The sequence below is a fragment of the Stenotrophomonas sp. KH_052 genome, assembly GCF_057838755.1.
Map to the genome: position 1 here is coordinate 4,555,968 of NZ_CM174475.1, position 19,066 is coordinate 4,575,033.

A 19,066-nucleotide genomic window follows, 5' to 3' on the forward strand; every position below is an offset into this window, starting at 1 on the left:
CGAGGCCTGAGCCAGTAGCGGAAAGATATCCGCATAGCCGCTGGTGGTACGAGCGCCGCGGCTTAAGTCGCGTTCTCCTCGGTACCCGTACTGGGTCAGATGGCTCCGAAATGCGGGACTACTGCGCAGCCTCTGCCAGTCCACCGATATAGCCGCGCCAATGGCGACCAAACTCAACTGGTTTGTTTCCGTCAAGCCAAAGTGGTTCCTAACCTCATCCGCGTCTAACCGTTCCAACGGAATCTCAGCCGAAAGGTAAGAGCTAAGGCGCTCAATGAACCGCCCCGTCCCGCAAGACCCCGCCTCAGCATAGGACTCCATGAATGCCTCTACGTCGTCCAGATGAGCGACTAGGAGTCCGTCACGCAGGAACTTCTCTTCGTACTTAAGGGCCAAGAACTCTGCGAAGAGAAACAGTGCGCCATGAACTGATCTGAGCGACCGGGTTGATCCACGTACCTTCGCTACGGCGATGATCAACGCCTTACATTGTTCACAGATAACTGCGTGAGATGATGTGCTCAATCGTCCCGTTGGTAGCAGTAGATCCCATCTCAGAACCTGCCCACCGCGACTCTTCTCACCGACTTGGCGCAGATCTCTCTTTCCCGTCTCAACTCTCCATACAGATTCGTGGACCGCGGATTTCAGCCACCACGGACGCACTAATGGGCTCAAACCGGTTTGGGTCCGACTGAAGAAGGACAGGACCTCCGAGGGAAGTTGAGCCATCACCGGATCTCCGGCAGCCGAATGCGAGAAATGATGACAGTCTTTCTAGCCAATGCACACTCGACAAGATCAGTGATCTCAATCAATGCCGGGGGCAATGGCGCGGTCAGCGCATCCACAAAGTCTCTCCAGAATCGCGGGGCAACTCCGGTCCGGAGATCAGGTCGATCCAGGAAGGTCGCACTGGCGCTTTCCAAGCGATCCCGGTAGAGCATTGCAACCGCCAGCGCATCAGGATCCTTACAGAGGATCAGTCCCGCGCCAGGAGAAGCGGCCTTGTACACACGGCGGGGAACCTGAGCTTCAGCAGCCTCGTCCGCGCTACCCGAGAGGAACAGGTGGAGGTCCTCAACCGTCGAGAAATCCGACACTTCAAGAAGCCGCTCGTGATCAGAAAATGCTTGAACGATCAGTCTGTTCTGGTGCCGCCTAACCTGCCTCTCAAACAAGGCGATGCGAAGGGCATTTGGGACGTAGTGCCCCAAGGTCGTCTTGACCGATCGGTGGCCAAATATCCTCGCCGCTACGACAAGATCACCATCTGCCTCAAGGAACTTTAGCACTCCGGAGTTCATTCGTAGATTCTTGTAGGTGAGCTTCTCTCTCCATGGAGCGAGCTCGGCATGGCGCTCCCCGAAGTTCGTTGCCCGGGTGACCATGCCGGCTCCCCTGACACTGCGCCAAGCTTCAGATGCACCAAGTGCATTCAGGAACGCTTTCTCCGAGAAGGCTTTCAAACGGTAGTCGAGGCTACTGATGCCAATCCAAAGATGGTTTGCATCCTTCCTTCTCCCTTCCTGGATCATCCGAGTACGTACGGGCTCGGTCCACTCGAAGACCTTCACAAGAACTCGCTGGGCAAGAGGCGAAAGCTCCACACTCTTCTCCTCGCCCGCACGCAGCTTCTCCACGCTAAAGCGGATACCCCCTTTTCCGACAAGACCATCGGAGGAGATGTAGGTTCCACCATGACGATCCCTTTCTATCCTGGCCCTGTACAACGCCACTGGGTTAAGAATCGGGTGTTCAATGAGTAGGATCAGTATGCAGACTGCCGCCTGCTTGCTACTCATGATGCCAAGGTATGGCAGGAGCTCGTTCTTTCCGAACGAAGAAACGAAGTCCCAGATTCTGCTAGACCCATCTAAGATGGATGCCTTGCTCGACTTCACATCGAATTTGCGTCGCTGCCTAGGAATCCCGCCCATATCAAAGACGCATATCCCCAAGGCAATCCTGAGACCCTTCTCATATCGCTCTTGATTCAGCAGGTGCCCCCAGTTCTCTCGGGAGAATCCGCCTCGGCGATGCGCCTTAAGCTCATGTAGTGAACCTACGTCGAAACGGCTAATTTCAGCCAAGCCTCTCTCTCGTTGAGCCACGAACTCCTCGAAGTCCTTCACTGCGCAGTGGAGAATCGTGTTTACTGCCTTCCCAAGTTTTTCCTGATAGCGATCTAGGTACTCTGCACTTCCATCAACGATTGAGATCGACTCGAAGAGATTGTCGTTGTATGAGTTCTGTGCCGAGTTCAAAGTCTTTGGGGCGTTGTTCAGGCACACTGGTGAGTTTGCAGCATGCTCCCTATCCGCAATGATGAGCGCGCGAGGCGGAGCGGAGATGGCAGCCAATTTCGATTCGACGAAGTTGATTGCACCGGTCTGAACAAGACAGGGGATGAATCGAACAAAGCTGGTCCACTGATTCGTGATCGTAGTTAGCGCGACTCCAACCGCCGCTCTGGCCGCGTAGAACTCACCCCGAAGATCAGACAGTTGCGCGACCAAGGCAGCGGAACTGATTCGACGACTTGGAGCCGGCCACCCCCTTCTTGCACCGAGGGCCTGCCAGAACTGAAGGACGCAGCGAACCGAGTACGTGTTCTGGGCCGCGACGTAGCGCCTTGATAGCTTGACAATTGCATCGACAAATGCGGCTTGACCGCGAGGTCCGATCCAACTCCGAAGAAATGTGAAGTCAATCGACGCTACTCCATGCGCCCGACCGATCGCCCTTACCGTGATCCAAAGTCCGTCCGGGCCCGTTTGGACCTCGCCGACACCCTTCTTCTTTCTAGTTGCCATGCAATGTGAGCTACCGTGGTGAGCAGAGCTAATTTGCCGCACCTTATCTTTTTTCCCAAGCACTATTCCTCACAAAACATCTGGATGAACCCTTGCCCGTGTGGCTGGGCCGGGGACCGTAGCAACCGCTGCCTGTGCAGCGACGAACGTATCAACCGCTACCGCGCGCGGGTGTCCGGTCCGTTGCTGGACCGTATCGACCTGCATATCAGCGTGGCGCGCATGGACGCGGTGGAGCTGCGGGAGAGCACGCCGCTGGGTGAGCCCAGTGCTGCGGTACGTGCACGAGTGGAAGCCGCCCATGCCCGGCAGCAGGCGCGTGGTGGGCTGAATGCCCATCTGCCACCGGCGGCGCTGCGTGCCTGTACCAAACTGAGCGAGGCTGATCAGGATCTGTTGGAGCAGGCGATTGAGCGTCTGCAACTTTCTGCGCGAGCGATGCACCGGATTCTGCGGGTGGCGCGCACGATTGCTGATCTGGCGGGTTGTGAAACGATCCAGACGGCGCATCTGGCTGAGGCGATCGGTTACCGGCAGTTGGATCGGGGGAAGCCCTAGGAGCACCGTTCGGAGTGGTCGTTGGTTGAGTCGACCGTTGGTCGACTCGCGCGCGAAGAGCAGTCGACTAGCAGTCGACTCTACCAACAGCGGGTCATGGCGACGGATGGTGCGATGGTGCCAGAGCGGGTCATGGCAGCTCGGCACGCCGATAGCAGCCCCCACGCATCACGCCGCGGAATCCACCCGCCCACGCCTCGCCAGCAACGCCACCCGACGGCTGACCAGCGCGTGCAGCTCCGCCAGCTCCGACGCCCGGTCAGCCGTCATGTTCCCGCCGAACAACACCCGCGACAACGCCGCCTCGTCGCTGTCGTCCGGGTGCTGCCACCGGTCCCGGTACACCTTCTGGCACACCAGCCAGGCCCGCCGCAGCCCGCCACCGGGCAACGGACGCACCACGCGCTCGTAGACGTGCCAGAACTGGTACTCGGTCTGCAGGTCGATCACAGGCGCCACGGACAGCGCCTGCCGGGGCCGTCCTGGGCCCCGGATGCCGAACAACGGTGATCGCGGGTTGTTCTGTGCCATGCCAACAGGATGACCCAGCAACATTGTGGGAACCTTGCGTCGCCGCCAGAAAATCGCTGCCCATTGCGCAAGACGGGTTTCTGGATGGGTTTGGGGTCGGATCCCTTTGCACCGCAAAGGGCTCTGACCCCCGCCCTTCGTTACCTCAGAACGCCATCGACGTACTGAACATCAGCTGCCGTGGCGCGCTGCGCTGCAGGGTCTGGTAATCCCCCGAGAACGACGAGCCGGCGATGGTGGCGGTACCGATGTTGTGGCGGTTGAACAGGTTGCTCACGTCCAGCCGCAGCTCCAGGCCGGGTACGGCGCTGTCCGCACCGAAGCGGTAGGCGGCATAGGTGTTGACCTGCCAGAAGGTCGGCACGCGGATGTCATTCTCGTAGGTGAAAGGCTGGCGCAGGTAGGAGGTGCTGGTGGCACCGAAGCGCCAGTCACCGAAATGCGCCGACAGGTCGCTGACCAGCGAGATCTGCGGATAGCCCGGCTGGGCGTTGCCCTTGATCGGGTACACCGTGTCGCCCACCACGAAATCGCTGTCGTAGTACGAACGGGCCACGGCCACGCCTTGGTAGAACTGCAGGTGGTCGGTCAGGTCAGCGGTGATGCCGAGGTCGGCACCGATCACGTGCATCTTCGGCATCAACCGCACGGTATTGATCTGTGCGAACTGGGTGCCGATGGCAGCCGACAGCAGTCGGTTGCGGATGTCGTTGTAGAACACATCGCCGGTGATCGTCAGCCGATCGAAGCGATGCGACGCGCCCACGGTGAGGTTCCAGTTCTTCTCCGGGCGCAGCGTGCCCGCCACGCGGTCGAACTCTTCCTGGTTGGTGATGGTCCATGCCGAGGCGGTGTAGCCGATGTTGCCGCGCTGGGCAACGCGATAGCCGTTCATGGTGTTGGCCAGGTCGATGAAGGCATCGGTGGATTCAGTCGGGCTCCAGAACAGCGAGACATGCGGCAGGAGGTTGCTTTTCGCGCGCAGCGTGCCGTTCACCGGCCGGTCCTTGGCATCGCCGAGGCCGCCGCCGCTGGTGCGGAAGTCCACGGCCTTGAAGCCGACACCCAACTTCAGCGTGTCGTTCAACACGATGTCGTCCTGCAGGTAGAACTGGCGCGAGCGGGTCACCCAGCTCGAAGCGTTGTCGGTCTTGAACGCAGGACCGTACACATCGAACGGACCGGTGGCCTTCAGCGGCGGGCCCTCACCCAGCAGTGGCTGCTGGTACCACTCGGTCTTGGCGGCGGCCTTGCTCTTCTCCCGCCAGAAACCGGCGGTGAAGGTGTGCGCGCCGGTCTCGAACTGCAGGCTGACCATGCCACCCAGCCGATTCACACGCGGCGTCTGCACCTGTTCGGAGAACGGCGCGCCGTTGGGCGACGGTACGGTCGGGTCGGTCAGCGTGGCCTGGGTGTGGCTGTTGGCGTTGTACAGCTGCACGTTGCCACTCAGCGCCGGACTGATCTGGAAACGATGGTTGATCGAGGACACGCGGTCACGGGTGGTCTGGCCGGTGTCGTACGGAATCAGTTCGGACAGCTCACCGCAGGTGTAGGCGCCGCAGGACTTGTCCGCATTCTCCGGCGAGGCCACGTACCACGCCCAGGCATAATCGGGATAGAAGATGTCGGCCTTCCAGCCCAGCTTGCGGATCATGTCGAACGAAATGTTGTTGTAACCCCAGACCTTGGCCTTGCTGTCGGACAGGAACACGGTGAAGTCGCCCCAGGCAACGTCCTGCTGCAGCTTCAGGTCGCCGCGCAGGAAGTTCTGGGTGCCCTCGCCCTGGTACTTGTCGGCGGACACGCGCTGCAGGTCGACCAGCACCTTCGGGCCGTGCTCACCGAGTTGGCCGCTCTGCCCGGACACGGTGGTGACCAACGTGTTGTTGCTGCCCACGCCCTGTTTCACGCGCAGGCTGGGCGTGTCCTGCAGCTCGCGCAGGCGGTATTCCAGGCTGCCGCCGTTGACGCTGCTGGAGAACACGCTGACCGGCGCGCCACCGGGGCTGACCGTGATCGCGCCGATGCCATCGGGCACGCCCACGTTCACCACGCTGGTGCCGGTGAGCGAGAGGAAGCCGTTGTCGTTCAGCGGCACGCCTTCGAAGGTGATGCCCATTTCGTTCATGCGGAAGCCGCGCACGAACAGGCTGGTGGCGGAGATATCCAGGCCAAGTCCGTCGGTGGCGGTGTAGCTGGCGCCCGGCACCTGCTTGAGCATGGCCAGGCCGTTGTTGCCGGTGACCATCGCGTCGAGGTCTTCAGCCTTGATGATGTAGCGGTTGGGGCCAACCACCTGGGTAGGCGCAACGGCCGCGCCGCGTGGCGTGGCGATGACCTGCAGCGCGTTCAAGGTGGTGGGGGTGTCATGTGTGGCATCGTGCGTTTCTGCGGCATACGCAGGTGCGGCGATGGCCGTGATGATGGCCAGTGCGAGGCGCGTCGTGGGTGGGGTGTTCATGGGCAGATCCAGGTGCAGGGAGAGAGCGGCGCAGGCGCACGCCCAGCGCGTTGCAGCACCGGTGTCGGCGCCCTGGCTGGCGATGCGATTGCGTTGAGGGAGTGACGGCGCGGTGCGCGCCGGTCAGCAGACGAGGACGATCATCTGCCGTGGGATTCGGTGGGGTGATTTCGACGTGCGAAATTCTTGCATCGCAGTGCCGCATTCGCCATTGCGCGGTGGTACAGCGCGGATGGCGATGGGGATGGGTGGGCTATACGCGGGTATAGTGCCGGCGTGGTGGGGGCCGACCCCTGGTCGGCGCCTACGGTCTACGTATGCCAACCAAGGTTGGCAACTACCTGGGCAGAGGGAGCCTGGTAGAGGCCGACCTTGGTCGGCGCATACGGTGTGCGTGCGCCAACCAAGGTTGGCACCTACCAGGGCATAGGGGCGCGCGGTTACTGCAGGACGAAACGCTCAATGGCGCGCGCCACGCCTTCGTCTGCATTGCTGGTGGTCTCGAACCCCGCCACCGCCTTTACCGCGTCGATGGCATTGCCCATCGCTACGCTGGTACCGGCGTACTGCAGCATGGTCAGGTCGTTCTCCTGGTCGCCGATGGCCATCACGTTGGCGCGGTCGATGCCCAGGTGTTCGGCCAGCTTCTGCAGGCTCGGCCCCTTGCCGGCGCGGTGGTCGAACACTTCCAGGAAGAACGGTGCGCTCTTCAATACCGCGAAACGCTCGGTCAGTTCGGTGGGCAGGCGCGCGATGGCGGCATCCAGCACGTCGGGTTCGTCGATCATCATCAGCTTGATGAAGGACATGGACGGATCCATGTCGGCCACGCGGCGGTACGACAGTGGCATCCGCGAAAGATGCGAGTCAGCCACGGTGTAGTAGCTGATGTCCTGGTTGGGCGTATACATGCGCTGGCTGTCCAGCGCCTGGAAATGCACGCCCACTTCGCGGGCCACCTGCTCGCAGAACAGGAAGTCGTCGAAGCTGAGCGGATACTCGACCACGGTTTCGCGCGTGCCGATGCGTTGCACCAGGCCGCCATTGCAGGCGATGCAGTAGTCGTCGTCGCCGGCGATGTCCAGCTCGTGCAGGAACGGTGCCAGGCCGGGAACCGGGCGGCCACTGGTCAGCACGATGTGCACGCCCAGCGCGCGCGCCTGCGCGATCGCCTGCTTGGCCCGGACGGTGAGCGTGTGGGTGGGGTCCAGCAGGGTGCCATCCATGTCGATGGCGACCAGTTCGATGGTCGATTGCCTGCGGCCCATATCCATTGCGTTCAACTCGTGCGGGGCACGCCAGTTTACCCCCTCATGCCCGGTTCACCTCGTTGCCCACGTTGGCCGGGATACTGCGGGAGCCTGTGCGTCCCCCACCGCAGGACGGCCCGCTGACCGCCCTTCCCTGGAGAACCTTGCGACGCATGACCTACCGTGCCCCCGAAACCAATGACAGCGCGCCCCTGGCCGAGCAGATCGAGCAGATGATCGACGAGCTGCCCGGTGAGCAGGTCAGTATCGGCACCCTGCTCAGTGCGCTGGGCGATGAAGGCCTGCTGCTGATCGTGATCCTGCTCTCGGCCATCTTCATCATTCCGGTGTCGATTCCCGGGCTGAGTACGGTGTTTGGTGCCTCGATCCTGCTGATCGGCCTGAGCCGCGTACGCAACCGCCCGCTGTGGGTGCCGCAGAAACTGGCGCGCCGCGAGATCGCCGAGCCCAGGCTCGGCTGCTTATGGCCTTCTGTAGAGTCGAGCCATGCTCGACTGCTGCTGGCAAAAGCAGTCGAGCATGGCTCGACTCTACACAGGCCAGTTCAAAGCAGTCGAGCGTGGCTCGACGCTACAGAACTACTTGGCCGACACCCGCCACACCACGTCGCCCACGTCGTCGGCGACCAGCAGTGCGCCTTCGGCATCCATCGCCATGCCTACCGGTGCGCCCATCAAGGTCTTCTCGTCCTTGGAGGCGAAGCCGCTGACGACGGTCTGCGGCCGCCCGGTCGGCTTGCCGTCCTTGAACGGTACGTAGACCACTTCGTAGCCGCTCAATGGTGAGCGATCCCAGCTGCCGTGCTCGCCGATGAAGGCGCCGCCGTGGTACTGCGCCGGCAGTGCCTGGCCGGTGTAGAACAGCAGGCCCAGCGGTGCCACGTGCGAGCCGATGGCGTAGTCCGGCGTGATGGCTTTCGCCACCAGGTCCGGCCGCTGCGGCTGCACGCGCTCGTCCACGTGCTGGCCGTAGTAGCTGTAGGGCCACCCGTAGAAGCCATCTTCCTTCACCGAGGTGAGGTAATCGGGCACCAGATCCGCACCGATTTCATCGCGTTCGTTCGCCACGGCCCACAGCGTGCCGGTGCTCGGCTCCCAGTCCAGTCCGGTCGGGTTGCGGATGCCCGACGCAAAGATGCGGCTGCCACGGGTGGCCACGTCCACTTCCAGCACCACTGCGCGGCGGTATTCAACGGCCAGGCCATTCTCGGTGATGTTGCTGTTGGAGCCCACGCCCACGTACAGCTTGCTGCCATCGCGGCTGGCCAGCAGTTCCTTGGTCCAGTGGTGGTTGATGGTGCTGGGCAGGTCGGTGAACTCGCGGCCCTTGTCGGACATGCGGGTTTCGCCCGGCACGTAGTGGTACTGCATGATGTTGCCGGTGTTGGCCACGTACAGCGTGTCACCGATCAGTTGGATACCGAACGGCGAATGCAGGCCTTCGATGTACACGTGCTGGGTCCAGGTGTTCGTGCCCGGTGTGCGGCGCAGCAGGGTGACCCGGTTGCCGCCCTTGCCGGCCTTGCCCGAGCGTGCCTTCACCTTGCCGGCGATCCACTGCTTGGGCGTGGTGACCGGCTCTTCGCCGGGGCCATTGCCCTCCACCACCAGCACATCGCCGTTGGGCAGAGTCAACAATCGCCGCGGATGCTGCAGGTTGGCGGCGATGCGTTCGATCTTCAGGCCTTCGGCCACCGTGGGTGACTGGCCGTCGGCCCAACCCACGCCTTTGGGCACCTGCATCGGCGGCATCAGGAAGTTCTTCGGTGCCGGCAGCGGCGGCTTCGCACCCGACTGGTCGGTGGGGTGGTATTCGGCCTTGCCGGCACAGGCCGACAGCATCACGGCCAGCGCCAGGGCGCCCACGGTAGGCAGGATGTGCTTAGCCATGACGACCTCCCTGCAGCACCGGCGGCTGCAGCGACAGCAGGATCAGGCCCAGCGCGATCAGGGCCACGGTCAGCGCCGACAGGATCGTGCCCGGCACGGCAACGGCATACGCATCGCGGCTGTGCACGAAGGCGTTCCAGATGGCCAGCAGCACCGCGACCAGGTTGAGGAAGAAGTCGATGCGGTCGATGCGGGTGGCGGTGCCGTTGCGGCGCCAGACCGCGAACAGGTTGATCAGGCGCGGAATGATGGCGATCAGCAGGCCGAAGGTGATCAGCCAGGCGGCGGACTTGCCCCACATCACCTCGGCGCTGTTGAGGTAGATCGCGTCGAAGATCAGCGCGCCGACGAAGAAGCCGAAGGGTATCGGGTTCAACAGGCTGAACAGCGTGGTGCCGAGGCCGCGATGGGCCTGGGCCAGCGGATTGACCATCATCGTGCTCCGATGCGGAAGGGTGCACGGGCTGTAGTAGCACAGCCGGATGTGAGGGCGCGCGATGACACCGGGTAGATCCACGCCATGCGTGTATACGCGTGCCAACCAAGGTTGGCACCTACCAGATGCAGGACACGGCAGTCGTCATTCCCCCACGGCATAAGTGTTTGTGACGCAATCGGCACATCTGCAGATTGGTTCCGTGAAGAGGTAGGGGGTTGTTCGTTGTGTCGCGTTTGGCTCGTTGCGATGGGGCAGTTCCGCCCCGCCGTCCTGCCATGCCGATTCACAACAGAAGGATTCGTGTATGAAGCGACACACGCAACGCTCCGCGCCACCGCGCTCCGCGCGCCTGGCCCTTGCCACTGCCCTGGTGCTGGGCAGCCTGGCCGCCACCGCCCAGGCCCAACAGGCTGATCCGCTGGCCGGGCGTCAGTGGCATCTGCTCAACACCGGACAGGCCGTACTGGGCGATACCCTGCCGGTGGCTGGCAACGATCTGAACGTGGATGGCCTGTTCCGCAATGGCATCCGTGGCCAGGGCGTCACCATCGCCATCGTCGATGACGGCCTGCAGATCGCACACCCGGACCTGGCCGCCAACGTTGCGGCGGTCGCCGGCAAGAACTTCGCCAACCAGAGCAACAACCCTTCACCGTCCAATCCCGACCGCGACAATCACGGCACCATGGTCGGCGGCATCGCCGGTGCGGTCGGTGCCAACAACCTGGGCGTGCGCGGCGTAGCCTCAGCGGCCACACTCAAGGGCTTCAATTTCCTGGCGTCCAATGCCCAGGGCAATTCGAATTCCAACATCGAGTACTCGTGGTGGGACGGCGCCGAAGTGGCCGACGTGGGGGTCTTCAACAACAGCTGGGGCTCCAGCCCGGGCAACCCCAACCTGCCGCTGGCCTACAGCCAGAACGACATCGCCGCCTATGAGCAGGCCATGTCCGGCACCCGTGGCGGCCGCGGTGGCATCTACGTGAAAGCCGCCGGCAACAACCACAACAACGGTGCACGCTCGGATGGCACCGACATCTGCTCGGCAGACACCAAGAACCGCAACACGGGTTGCATTCCGGCCGGCCGCGACCCGCGTAACAACCTGTTCAACGTGATCACCGTTGCCGCCGTGCGCGCCGATGGCGTGCGCTCGTCCTACTCGTCCACCGGCTCGGCGCTGTGGGTGTCCGGCTTCGGCGGTGAGAATGGTTGGCAGCGGCAGGTCGTGCCGGGGCAGCTGGCGATCCGCTACGATCCGGCCATCCTCACCACCGATGTCACCGGCTGCGCGCAGGGCAGCAACAAGAACACGAGCCTGCGCAACACCTTGGACGGCGACCAGTCTGCCATCGACAGCACCTGCAACTACACCGGCAAGATGAACGGCACCTCGGCGGCCACGCCGATGGTGTCGGGCGTGGCGGCACTGCTGCTGGAGACCAACCCGAACCTGTCCTACCGCGATGTGAAGTACATCCTGGCCACCACCGCCACCCGCACCGATCCGAACCGGGCAGCGGTGACCCACTCCGACGGCCGCGTGCTGGTGCCGGGCTGGACGGTGAATGCCGCCGGCCGTGCCTACAGCAACTGGTACGGTTTCGGTGTGGTCAACGCGGCACGCGCGGTACAGGTCGCAGAAGACTTCCAGCCGCTGGGTGCACTGGTGGATAGTGGCTGGCGCAACACGACGCGTACCGTGGCCATCGGCAATACCTCGGCGGCCGCGGCGCGCCTGACCTTCCAGCTGGCCAACGGTGCGCGCAACATCGAGAGCGTGCAGCTCGGCTTCCGCGTCAACCACAGCAACACCCGCCAGCTGCAGTTCGTGCTGATCTCGCCCAGTGGCACCCGCAGCGTGGTGCAGCCGGCATTCACCGCGATCGGCTCTGGCCTCAATGGTGTGCAGCGCAACTTCACCAACTGGGACCTGCTGTCCAGCAATGCCTTCCTGGATGAGAACGCCACGGGCACCTGGACACTGGAAGTAACCGACCTGGGGCAGGCCGCGAACGCTGCATCGCGTGGCAACCTCGAATTCTTCAAGATCCGCGTTCTGGGGCACTGATGATGAAGACGACCATTCTGTTGAGCACCCTCGCCCTCGCGGCGATGACCACCACCGCCTGGGCACAGAGCTCGGGCCAGACACCTCCGGCGAAGACCTTGTCGACCGTAGACACGCAGCAGTTGAAGGCGGAGGCCACCGGCCGTTCGTTCAATGTGGGCGGCTCGCGCTTCCAGCTGGCGCCGTCGGCAACCGTGCAGCAGGCCAGCGGCGGCCAGTTCAGGATCACCACCGGGGCTGATGCCAGCGCGGCGGCCGTCGGCACCCGCAGCAAGCGGTCCACGGATGCGTCTACCGGTGTGGCCGCACGTGCGGATGCCGGTGCCAGCAAATTTGCGGCCGCCGTCTCCAACGATGGCGCACCGGTCGTGGCGACCTCGCGGGTCAAGGTGTTCTTCACCGATGCGGCCTCCGCCCAGCGTGCGGCCACCGCCACCGGCGGCACCGTGGTGAAGGTGTCCAAGGCCTCGGGCCGCGCGATTGTGGAGTACCCGTCGGTGAATGCTGCACTGGATGCGACCACCAAGCTGCTGTCGACCGCCGGCATCAAGGCGGCCGAGCCGGACGTGGTGCAGTGGGAAGAAACCAAGTAAGGCGTTGAGTGGTGCCCCTGGCCGGTTGGCTCTCCTGGCCGGCCGGGGGATTGGTGTGTGGGAGTGTGCCGACCAACGGTCGGCACCCACCAGATTCATTCACTGCGTGTCGACCAAGGTCGCCCCCTACCGGGCGGCGAGCGTATCGCTGTGCTTGAGGTGGCAGCTGGCCAATGCATCGTTGCCGGCGGCCGGGTGGCCCGGCTCCAGCAGCAGGCGCTGCACGTCGGAGAACAGCTTGTCCACCGGCATGCCGTAGGGTGCGAACAGGCGGAGGCGGCCTTGGCGATCAAACACGTAGCCGCCGGCGATGTGGCTCATGGTGTAGGTCTCCGGCACCTGGCCGGGTTCCTTTTCGTAGAACGCCTTGAAGTCGCTGGCCATCGCGGCCAGTTGCGCTTCGTTGCCGACCAGTGCGATCGCCTTGGGGTCGAAGGCTTCCACGTAGGTGCGCGCAACCTCCGGCGTATCACGCGCTGGGTCGACACTGACGAACACTACCTGCAACTGGTCGGCATCCTTGCCCATCAGGTGCTTGACCTGGCTGAGCTCGACCATGGTCGTCGGGCAGACGTCCGGGCAACTGGTGAAGCCGAAGAACAGATAGGTCACCTGCCCCTGCAGGTCCTTCGGGCCGCGCACGGTGCCGTGGCTGTCGGGCATCGACCACTGCTGGCCGAGCTCTTCGCAGGCGATGTCCTTGGAATAGAAGTCCATGCGCGACTGCGAACTGCAGCCGGCCAGCAGGCCGATGGCCAGGCCTGCCAGCAGCGGCAGGCGGAAACGGGGAGAGAACAACGAACGGACAACAGCAGCAGGACGCTTCACGGGTACCACCAACGCAGGTGCGGGCGGGGTCTCGGTCAGGCCTGCCCTTGGGGGGAAAGAGGACGGAGGTGCCGGGGTGATCGTGCGGTCCATGCCGATCACCCCGGCCACGGTCAGTTGATCATCATGTGGTAGTGCATGCTCCAGATGATCCAGACCGACAGTGCGACGACGATGAACAGGATCACCAGGGTGAACACGAAGCTGGCCAGGTTCCAGCCACCTTCGGACTTGCGGTCCATGTGCAGGAAATAGACCAGCTGCACCAGGATCTGCGCCACCGCGAAGCCGACCAGCAGGAACAGCGTGAGCGGCCGCGACAGCACCGGGTTCATCACCAGCGCGAACGGCACCACGGTCAGCAGCGCGCACAGCACGAAGCCGATCAGGTAGGACTTGGTGGAGCCGTGCGCATTGCCGGCGCGCGAGGTTTCGACGTGGGCCATGTCAGAAGGCTCCGATCAGGTAGACGAAGGTGAAGACGCAGATCCACACCAGGTCCAGGAAGTGCCAGAACAGGCTCAGGCACGACACGCGGGTGATGTTGGTCGGGGTCAGGCCGCGGCTGTAGACCTGGTGCATGACCACCGCCATCCAGATCAGGCCGCTGGCCACGTGCAGGCCGTGGGTGGCGACCAGCGCGAAGAACGCCGACAGGTAGGCACTGGTGCTGGGGCCCGCGCCTTCGTGGATCAGGTGCGAGAACTCGTAGATCTCCATGCCGATGAACGAGGCACCGAGCACGAAGGTCACGCCCAGCCAGCGCAGCACCGCCGAGGTGTCGTGGCGATGCATCGCCAGCACGGCCTGGCCGTAGGTGATGCTGGAAACCAGCAGCAGGAAGGTCTCGGCCATCACGAACGGCAGCGAGAACAGGTCCTTGCCGGTGGGGCCGCCGGCGTAGGCGGTGCTGAGCACTGCATACGAGGCGAACAGCGAACCGAACAGCACCAGGTCGGACATGAGGTAGACCCACATACCGAACACCTTCATGCCGCCCTGTTCGTGGCCATGGTCGTGTTCGTGGTGGTCCTCGTGCGCCTGCGTGTCGCTGGCCAGCTCGGGGCGGGTCAACAGGTTCATGCGCGTACCTCCTTCAGCTTGGCAAGGTTGGCCGCTTCGGTGCGCGCCACCTCTTCGGAACTGACGTAGTAGTCCACGTCCTCGTCATAGGACCGCACGATCAGGGTCACGATCATCGCGATGAAGCTGGCCGCGGCCATCCACCAGATGTGCCAGACCAGGGCGAAGCACAGCACCAGGATCCAGATGTTGAGGATCAGCGGTACGCCGGTGTTTTTCGGCATGTGGATAGGCGCGTACTTCTTCGGCGGCGGCGGCAGGCCACGCTTCTTCGCTTCGTGGAAGGCATCCAGCTCATCGGCCTTGGGCACCACGGCGAAGTTGTAGAACGGCGGCGGCGACGGCGTGGCCCATTCCAGCGTGCGTGCATTCCACGGGTCGCCGGTCACGTCCAGGTTGCGCTTGCGGTCGCGCACGCTCACGTAGATCTGCACCAGCATCAGGATGATGCCCGCGAACACGAACAGTGCACCGATGAAGGCAGCGATCAGGTACGGCGTCCACGCCGGGTTGTCGTACTGGTTCATGCGGCGGGTCATGCCCATGAAGCCGAGCATGTACAGCGGCATGAAGGCCAGGTAGAAACCGATCACCCAGCAGGCGAACGACCACTTGCCCAGGCGCTCGTTGAGGGTGAAGCCGAACACCTTCGGGAACCAGTAGGCGAAGCCGGCCAGGTAGCCGAACAGCGCGCCGCCGATGATGGTGTTGTGGAAGTGCGCGACCAGGAACAGGCTGTTGTGCAGCAGGAAGTCCGCGCCCGGGATGGCCAGCAGCACGCCGGTCATGCCACCGATGGTGAAGGTGACCAGGAAGGCGATGGTCCACAGCATCGGCACGCTGAACTCGACGCGGCCGCCGTACATGGTGAACAGCCAGGTGAAGATCTTCACGCCGGTGGGGATGGCGATGATCATCGTCATGATGCCGAAGAAGGCATTGACGCTGGCACCGGAGCCCATGGTGAAGAAGTGGTGCAGCCAGACGATGAACGACAGGATGCCGATCGCCAGCGTGGCACCGACCATCGACTTGTAACCGAACAGCTTCTTTCGCGCGAACGTGGCGGTCACTTCAGAGAAGATGCCGAATGCCGGCAGCACCAGGATGTACACCTCCGGGTGGCCCCAGGCCCACACCAGGTTCACGTACATCATCGGGTTGCCACCCAACGTGTTGGTGTAGAAGTTGAAGTCCAGGTAGCGGTCCAGGGTGAGCGCACCCAGCGCCACGGTCAGGATCGGGAAGGCGGCGATGATGATCACGCTGGTGACCAGCACGGTCCAGGTGAACACCGGCATCTTCATCAGGGTCATGCCCGGCGCACGCATGCGCAGGATGGTGATGAACAGGTTGACGCCGGTCAGCAATGTGCCGATGCCTGAAGCCTGCAACGCCCAGATGTAGTAGTCGACACCGACCCCTGGACTGAACTCGATGCCCGACAGCGGCGGATAGGCGACCCAGCCGGTCATGGCGAACTCGCCAACGCCGAGCGAGATCATCATCAGCGCGGCGCCGACCACGAAGATCCAGAAGCTGAAGGCGTTGAGGAACGGGAACGCCATGTCGCGTGCGCCGATCTGCAGCGGCACGATGATGTTCATCAGGCCGACCACGAACGGGGTGGCCACGAAGAAGATCATGATCACGCCGTGCGCGGTGAAGATCTGGTCGTAGTGCTCAGGTGGCAGGAAGCCGTCACTGCCCGGGCCAGCCGCCGCCAGCTGCGCGCGCATCATCAGCGCATCGGCAAAGCCACGCACCAGCATGACCAGCGCCACCACCACGTACATGATGCCGATCTTCTTGTGGTCCACGGTGGTGAACCAGTCACGCCACAGCGGGCCCCACAGCTTGAAGTACGTTACCGCGCCAAGCAGCGCGAGGCCACCCAGCACCATGGCCGCCAGCGTGATCACCACGATCGGCTCGTGCAGTGGCACGGCCTCCCACGTCAATTTACCCAACATGTTCGTTACTCCTGGGAAACCTGGGCACCGCCAGCAGGACCCGCAGGGGCCGCAGCAGCGGTGTTCTCACCGACACCGATAAACTGGTCGATGACCTTCTTGAACAGCAGCGGTTCGACGCTGGAGAAGTGTTGTACCGGCGCGTTGCGCGACGGCGCGGCCAGCGCCTTGAACTCCGCGAAACTGAGTGCGTCCGGCGCGCTGCGCACCTCGGCCACCCAGCGCTCGAAGTCTTCGTTGCTGCTGGCGGTGGCGATGAACTTCATGTTCGAGAAGCCATGCCCGCTGTAGTTGCCGGACATGCCACGGAACTGGCCAGGCTCGTTGGCGATCAGGTGCAGCTGCGTGCGCATGCCGGCCATCGCGTAGATCTGCCCACCCAGCTGCGGGATGAAGAAGGTATTCATCGTCGAGTTGGAGGTGATGTTGAACGCCAGCGCGCGGTTGGCCGGGAAGTTGAGCTGGTTGACCGTGGCGATGCCCAGGTCCGGATACACGAACACCCACTTCCAGTCAGTGGCGATCACGTCCACATGCAGCGGCTCACCGGCGACGTCCAGCGGCTTGTACGGGTCCAGCTCGTGGGTGGAGGTCCACACGATCACTGCCAGCACCGCGATGATGATCAGCGGCACGCCCCAGACCACGATCTCCACCTTGGTGGAGTGCGACCAGTCAGGCATGTATTTCGCTTTGGTATTGCCGGCGCGGTAGCGCCAGGCGAACACGAAGGTCAGCACGATGGCCGGCACCACCACGATCAGCATCAGGCCGATGCAGATCAGGATCAGGTCGCGCTGGGCGATCCCGACCATGCCTTTCGAATCCAGCAGCACCCAGTCGCAGCCCGTCAGAGCGATGCAAGCCAGGGCGACCAGCGCCAGGCGGATGCGGTTCCAGCAGATATTCATTGGAGGTCAACCCTGTTGAAGAAGCGCGCTTGACCGGCTCGCCTGCGCGCAGCGCCCGGGCGTGGAGCGGCTACACTGTGGGTACGAGGTCGCCTACAAAAAGGTGAACCACTCCAATCAAGCCCATACAAGATACAGCATTGTATGGACTTTTGCATCTGCACGTATGGAAAAAACTGACCGATGACGCCACCTGCCGCCGGCCGCCGCCTGAAACACCCCAATCGCACCTGGGTTCGCCCCTTCCGCGAGGGCGCCGGTCCGCTGTATCTGCAGATTGCCCAGCAGGTGCGCGAGGCGGTGGATGACGGCGTGCTGCGCCCGGGCGACCGCCTGCCGCCGCAGCGCGACCTGGCCCAGCAGGTCGGCGTGGACCTGACCACGGTCACCCGCGCCTTCGCCGAGCTGCGCCAGGCCGGCCTGCTCGACGCCCAGGGCGCCGGCGGCACCTTCATCGCACTGTCGGCCGGCAACCGCAGCACCTCGGTCGACCTGAGCATGAACATCCCGCCGCTGCTGGGCAGCGCGCCGTTCGCACAGGGCATGGAGACCGGCTTCCAGCACGTCGGCCAGCAGCTGGGCCAGGGCGAATTGATGAGCTACCACGTCGGCGCCGGCACCCGCGAGGACCGCGCCGCCGCGGTGCAGTGGCTGGCGCCGATGCTGGGCGCGGTCGGCGCCGACCAGGTGGTGATCTGCCCCGGCGCGCAGACCGCGCTGTGCGCGCTGATCCTGGCCCGCACCCAGCCGGGCGAGCTGATTGCCGCCGAGCAGCTGACCTACCCAGGCCTGTTGGCTGCCGCGCGCGTGCTGCAACGGGGCGTGGTGCCGGTGGCGATGGACGCCGAGGGCATGCTGCCGGAGGCGCTGGAGGAGGCCTGCCAACTGCGCCGCCCGCGCCTGCTGTACCTGGTGCCGACCATCCAGAACCCGACCACGGCGACGATGTCGGCACAACGCCGGCAGGCCCTCCTGGCCGTCGCGAAACGCCACGATCTGACCGTGATCGAAGACGATCCCTACTGGTTGCTGGCCGGGGACGCCGCACCGCCGCTGGCCGCGCACCGCGACGCAGGCTGCCCGGTGTACTACATCTCCACCCTGTCCAAGTGCCTGGCACCGGGCCTGCGCACCGCCTACCTGGTGGTGCCGGCCGGCGAACCGATGGAACCGGTGCTGGACGCCCTGCGTGCGATCGCGCTGATGCCGACCCAGTCGATGGTGGCGGTGGCCTCGCAGTGGATCCGCAGCGGCCAGGCCCAGGACATGGTGCAGCGCTTCCAGCAGGAGCTGCGCGAGCGCCAGGCCATTGCCGCCCGTTACCTGCCGGCCCGCGCCCAGGCGCATCCCGCCGGCCTGCATGTGTGGCTGCCACTGCCGCCGCGGCTGGACCAGTACCGGTTGATCCAGGCCGCACAGGAGCAGGGGCTGGGCATTGCCAGCTCGGACGCCTTCAGCGTGGAAGAGCCGCCACCGGGCAACGCGATCCGCCTGTCGTTGGGTGGCGCGGTTGACCAGGGCGCGCTGGCCGGGGCGCTGGCCAAGCTGAACGAGATTCTGTCCGAAGCCCCCGAGGCCCGGCACAACGCCATCGTCTGAACCGGGTGCATGGCGCTTCATCCATACAAGATGGTATTTT

At 63.9% G+C, this 19,066-nt stretch carries 14 protein-coding genes and 2 pseudogenes; 5 read left to right on the forward strand and 11 right to left on the reverse strand.

What is annotated here, in order from left to right; all coding sequences use genetic code 11:
- Positions 1-731 precede the first annotated feature (731 nt).
- Positions 732-2,816 carry a hypothetical protein gene (locus tag AC3ITW_RS20870; protein WP_152906641.1) on the reverse strand — a complete coding sequence of 695 codons (2,085 nt, stop codon included), beginning with the start codon at positions 2,814-2,816 and terminating at the stop codon, positions 732-734.
- 84 nt (positions 2,817-2,900) lie between these two features.
- Between AC3ITW_RS20870 and AC3ITW_RS20875 the strand changes: the two are divergent.
- Positions 2,901-3,374, forward strand: a pseudogene (locus AC3ITW_RS20875) (magnesium chelatase subunit ChlI family protein); the annotation flags it as partial.
- 168 nt (positions 3,375-3,542) lie between these two features.
- Here AC3ITW_RS20875 and AC3ITW_RS20880 read toward each other — a convergent pair.
- The 3 genes from AC3ITW_RS20880 to yidA all read right to left on the reverse strand — a co-directional run bounded on the left by AC3ITW_RS20880 (position 3,543) and on the right by yidA (position 7,643).
- On the reverse strand, positions 3,543-3,929 hold the full coding sequence (locus AC3ITW_RS20880) for a hypothetical protein (protein WP_100435389.1): 387 nt from the start codon (positions 3,927-3,929) through the stop codon (positions 3,543-3,545).
- Positions 3,930-4,050: 121 nt separating this feature from the next.
- Positions 4,051-6,369, reverse strand: a complete 2,319-nt coding sequence (locus AC3ITW_RS20885; RefSeq protein WP_100435390.1) for a TonB-dependent receptor — start codon at positions 6,367-6,369, stop codon at positions 4,051-4,053.
- A 440-nt stretch (positions 6,370-6,809) separates the two neighbouring features.
- Positions 6,810-7,643 (reverse strand): sugar-phosphatase, encoded by an 834-nt coding sequence (gene yidA, locus AC3ITW_RS20890; protein ID WP_153676138.1) that lies wholly within the window; start codon positions 7,641-7,643, stop codon positions 6,810-6,812.
- Between the two features lie 149 nt (positions 7,644-7,792).
- Between yidA and AC3ITW_RS20895 the strand changes: the two are divergent.
- Positions 7,793-8,095, forward strand: a pseudogene (locus tag AC3ITW_RS20895) (exopolysaccharide biosynthesis protein); the annotation flags it as partial.
- Between the two features lie 123 nt (positions 8,096-8,218).
- Here the strand turns inward: AC3ITW_RS20895 and AC3ITW_RS20900 are convergent.
- Both AC3ITW_RS20900 and AC3ITW_RS20905 read right to left on the reverse strand, forming a co-directional pair.
- Positions 8,219-9,529: a PQQ-dependent sugar dehydrogenase gene (locus tag AC3ITW_RS20900; protein WP_121504204.1), complete on the reverse strand. Its 1,311-nt coding sequence runs from the start codon at positions 9,527-9,529 to the stop codon at positions 8,219-8,221.
- Positions 9,522-9,962 carry a DUF2231 domain-containing protein gene (locus AC3ITW_RS20905; RefSeq protein WP_012512368.1) on the reverse strand — a complete coding sequence of 147 codons (441 nt, stop codon included), beginning with the start codon at positions 9,960-9,962 and terminating at the stop codon, positions 9,522-9,524. The genes AC3ITW_RS20900 and AC3ITW_RS20905 overlap by 8 nt, the downstream gene beginning before the upstream one ends.
- A gap of 310 nt (positions 9,963-10,272) precedes the next feature.
- Between AC3ITW_RS20905 and AC3ITW_RS20910 the strand changes: the two genes are divergently transcribed.
- Together AC3ITW_RS20910 and AC3ITW_RS20915 are read left to right on the forward strand one after the other, a co-directional pair.
- On the forward strand, positions 10,273-12,039 hold the full coding sequence (locus AC3ITW_RS20910) for a S8 family serine peptidase (RefSeq protein ID WP_100435394.1): 1,767 nt from the start codon (positions 10,273-10,275) through the stop codon (positions 12,037-12,039).
- Positions 12,039-12,632, forward strand: a complete 594-nt coding sequence (locus AC3ITW_RS20915) for a S8 family serine peptidase (protein ID WP_006399785.1) — start codon at positions 12,039-12,041, stop codon at positions 12,630-12,632. Before AC3ITW_RS20910 ends, AC3ITW_RS20915 begins: the two co-directional genes overlap by 1 nt.
- A 126-nt stretch (positions 12,633-12,758) precedes the next feature.
- Here AC3ITW_RS20915 and AC3ITW_RS20920 read toward each other — a convergent pair whose 3' ends face one another.
- The 5 genes from AC3ITW_RS20920 to cyoA all read right to left on the reverse strand — a co-directional run bounded on the left by AC3ITW_RS20920 (position 12,759) and on the right by cyoA (position 17,427).
- Entirely contained in the window at positions 12,759-13,430 is a 672-nt protein-coding gene (locus AC3ITW_RS20920) for an SCO family protein (RefSeq protein ID WP_100435395.1), read from the reverse strand.
- Between the two features lie 143 nt (positions 13,431-13,573).
- Positions 13,574-13,906 carry a cytochrome o ubiquinol oxidase subunit IV gene (gene cyoD / locus AC3ITW_RS20925; protein WP_006399830.1) on the reverse strand — a complete coding sequence of 111 codons (333 nt, stop codon included), beginning with the start codon at positions 13,904-13,906 and terminating at the stop codon, positions 13,574-13,576.
- Between the two features lies 1 nt (position 13,907).
- Positions 13,908-14,543 carry a cytochrome o ubiquinol oxidase subunit III gene (cyoC, locus tag AC3ITW_RS20930; RefSeq protein ID WP_012512371.1) on the reverse strand — a complete coding sequence of 212 codons (636 nt, stop codon included), beginning with the start codon at positions 14,541-14,543 and terminating at the stop codon, positions 13,908-13,910.
- Entirely contained in the window at positions 14,540-16,516 is a 1,977-nt protein-coding gene (gene cyoB, locus AC3ITW_RS20935; RefSeq protein WP_180837690.1) for a cytochrome o ubiquinol oxidase subunit I, read from the reverse strand. Before cyoB ends, cyoC begins: the two co-directional genes overlap by 4 nt.
- A 5-nt stretch (positions 16,517-16,521) precedes the next feature.
- Positions 16,522-17,427, reverse strand: coding sequence for a ubiquinol oxidase subunit II (gene cyoA / locus AC3ITW_RS20940; protein ID WP_006399836.1), 906 nt, complete (start codon positions 17,425-17,427; stop codon positions 16,522-16,524).
- A gap of 183 nt (positions 17,428-17,610) precedes the next feature.
- Here cyoA and AC3ITW_RS20945 point away from each other — a divergent pair, with 183 nt between their 5' ends.
- A complete protein-coding gene (locus AC3ITW_RS20945) occupies positions 17,611-19,026 on the forward strand; it encodes an aminotransferase-like domain-containing protein (RefSeq protein ID WP_489389900.1) in 1,416 nt (471 codons plus the stop codon).
- Positions 19,027-19,066: the final 40 nt, after the last annotated feature.

Coding starts and splice junctions, on each gene's coding strand:
- AC3ITW_RS20870 (WP_152906641.1), bottom strand. CDS start 2,816: ATGGCAACTAGAAAGAAGAAGGGTGTCGGCGAGGTCCAAACGGGCCCG.
- AC3ITW_RS20880 (WP_100435389.1), bottom strand. CDS start 3,929: ATGTTGCTGGGTCATCCTGTTGGCATGGCACAGAACAACCCGCGATCA.
- AC3ITW_RS20885 (WP_100435390.1), bottom strand. CDS start 6,369: ATGAACACCCCACCCACGACGCGCCTCGCACTGGCCATCATCACGGCC.
- yidA (WP_153676138.1), bottom strand. CDS start 7,643: ATGGATATGGGCCGCAGGCAATCGACCATCGAACTGGTCGCCATCGAC.
- AC3ITW_RS20900 (WP_121504204.1), bottom strand. CDS start 9,529: ATGGCTAAGCACATCCTGCCTACCGTGGGCGCCCTGGCGCTGGCCGTG.
- AC3ITW_RS20905 (WP_012512368.1), bottom strand. CDS start 9,962: ATGGTCAATCCGCTGGCCCAGGCCCATCGCGGCCTCGGCACCACGCTG.
- AC3ITW_RS20910 (WP_100435394.1), top strand. CDS start 10,273: ATGAAGCGACACACGCAACGCTCCGCGCCACCGCGCTCCGCGCGCCTG.
- AC3ITW_RS20915 (WP_006399785.1), top strand. CDS start 12,039: ATGATGAAGACGACCATTCTGTTGAGCACCCTCGCCCTCGCGGCGATG.
- cyoD (WP_006399830.1), bottom strand. CDS start 13,906: ATGGCCCACGTCGAAACCTCGCGCGCCGGCAATGCGCACGGCTCCACC.
- cyoC (WP_012512371.1), bottom strand. CDS start 14,543: ATGAACCTGTTGACCCGCCCCGAGCTGGCCAGCGACACGCAGGCGCAC.
- cyoB (WP_180837690.1), bottom strand. CDS start 16,516: ATGTTGGGTAAATTGACGTGGGAGGCCGTGCCACTGCACGAGCCGATC.
- cyoA (WP_006399836.1), bottom strand. CDS start 17,427: ATGAATATCTGCTGGAACCGCATCCGCCTGGCGCTGGTCGCCCTGGCT.
- AC3ITW_RS20945 (WP_489389900.1), top strand. CDS start 17,611: ATGACGCCACCTGCCGCCGGCCGCCGCCTGAAACACCCCAATCGCACC.